The 1678-nt window shown below is 71.3% G+C and carries 2 protein-coding genes; one reads left to right on the top strand and one right to left on the bottom strand.

Translation table 11 applies throughout. The features are described 5' to 3' along the window. Positions 1-39 precede the first annotated feature (39 nt). Positions 40-708 carry a response regulator gene (locus tag HF577_RS37130; protein WP_169400673.1) on the top strand — a complete coding sequence of 223 codons (669 nt, stop codon included), beginning with the start codon at positions 40-42 and terminating at the stop codon, positions 706-708. 47 nt (positions 709-755) lie between these two features. Here HF577_RS37130 and purU read toward each other — a convergent pair whose 3' ends face one another. Further along, complete coding sequence (gene purU, locus HF577_RS37135; protein WP_169400674.1) at positions 756-1628, bottom strand: formyltetrahydrofolate deformylase; 873 nt, start codon at positions 1626-1628, stop codon at positions 756-758. Positions 1629-1678: the final 50 nt, after the last annotated feature.

Here is a 1678-nt window from a genome sequence, read left to right on the forward strand (position 1 = left end):
GGCCCCTCCCGTCCCCCGTCCAGAGAGAAGGACCCGGCGATGACCACACCGTCGCGAGCGAGGATCGGGGTACTCGTCGTCGACGACCACGCCGTGGTCCGGCGCGGCGTCGCCGCCTACCTGGAGGTGCTCGACGACGTCAGCGTCGTCGGTGAGGCCGTGGACGGCGAGGACGCGCTGGCCGTGCTCTCCGACCTCTCGGCGCACGGGCGGCTGCCCGACGTGGTGCTGACGGACCTGCAGATGCCGCGGCTCGACGGGGTGGCGGCCACCAGGGAGATCGGGTTGCGCTTCCCCGAGGTCCGGGTGGTCGTCCTGACCAGCTTCGGGGAGAGCGAACGCGTCCACGCGGCGTTGAAGCAGGGCGCTGCGGGCTACCTGCTCAAGGACGCCGGACCGGACGAGGTCGCCGCTGCGCTGCACGCCGCCGCCCGGGGCGAGGTCTTCCTGGACGTCACGGTGGCCCGCCGGTTGACCGAGGAGCTCCGGACGCCCCGCATCGGGCTCGGGTCGCTGACGGCACGGGAGCGGGAGATCCTGGTGCTCGTGGCGGACGGGCTGTCGAACAGGGAGATCGCGGACCGGCTGGTGATCAGAGAGCGCACCGCCCGCACCCACGTCAGCAACCTGCTGGGAAAGCTCGGTCTCACCTCGCGGACCCAGGCGGCGCTCGTCGCGGTGCGGGAGGGCCTGGTCGAGCCGCGCTGACGGGCGCGGGGATTGCTGTGCGTCGGGAGCGGTCGCGTCGGGGAACGTCACTGGAAGACGACGGTCCGGTTGCCGATCACCGCGATGCGGTTCTCGGTGTGCCAGCGGACCGCCCTGGCGAGCGCGCGGCTCTCCGCCTCGCGGCCGCGGGCCGCGAGCTGGTCGGGGCTCAGCGAGTGGTCGACCCTGATCAGCTCCTGCTCGATGATCGGGCCCTCGTCGAGGTCGGGGGTGACGTAGTGGGCGGTCGCGCCGATGAACTTCACGCCGCGGGCGTGCGCCTGGTGGTAGGGCTTGGCGCCCTTGAAGCTCGGCAGCATCGAGTGGTGGATGTTGATGGCCTTGCCCTCGAGCTGCGTGCACAGGTCGTTCGAGAGGATCTGCATGTAGCGGGCCAGCACCACGAGATCGACCTGCTCCGTGCGCAGCAACCCGAGCAGAGCGGCCTCGGCCTCCGCCTTGGTGTCCTTCGTGACCGGGATGTGCCTGAAGGGGACCCCGAAGCTGTCGGCGATGCGGCCGAGGTCGGGGTGGTTCGACACCACGGCGACCACGTCGAGGTTCAGCTCGCCGATGGAGTTGCGGAACAGCAGGTCGTTGAGGCAGTGGGCGAACTTGCTGACCATGATCACCACGCGCTGGCGCCGGGCGGCGTCGGCGAGCTCCCAGGTCATGTCGAAGGTCTCGGCCAGCCGCGCCACGCGCTGTCCGAGGCCGTCGAGATCGAGCGGCGAGCCGTCGACGTGGGCGAACTCGACGCGCATGAAGAAGTTGCCGCTCGTCGCGCTGCCGAACTGCTGGCTCTGGACGATGGTGCACCTCTCCTGCACGAGCAGTCCGGTGACCGCGTGCACGACGCCCGGTGCGTCCGGGCAGGACAGGAGCAGGGCGCCGTGCTGGGCGCCGGGCGGCGGGGTCATGACGCCTCCTGGAGCGTGTGGGCCGGAGCGGGTCGAGCAGTGGGCAGGGA

The sequence above is a fragment of the Pseudonocardia xinjiangensis genome (assembly GCF_012911925.1).
Classification (GTDB): Bacteria; Actinomycetota; Actinomycetes; order Mycobacteriales; family Pseudonocardiaceae; genus Pseudonocardia; species Pseudonocardia xinjiangensis.

What these genes read in the sequence shown, in the direction of transcription:
- HF577_RS37130 (WP_169400673.1), top strand. Translation starts at nt 40, where the DNA reads ATGACCACACCGTCGCGAGCGAGGATCGGGGTACTCGTCGTCGACGAC.
- purU (WP_169400674.1), bottom strand. Translation starts at nt 1,628, where the DNA reads ATGACCCCGCCGCCCGGCGCCCAGCACGGCGCCCTGCTCCTGTCCTGC.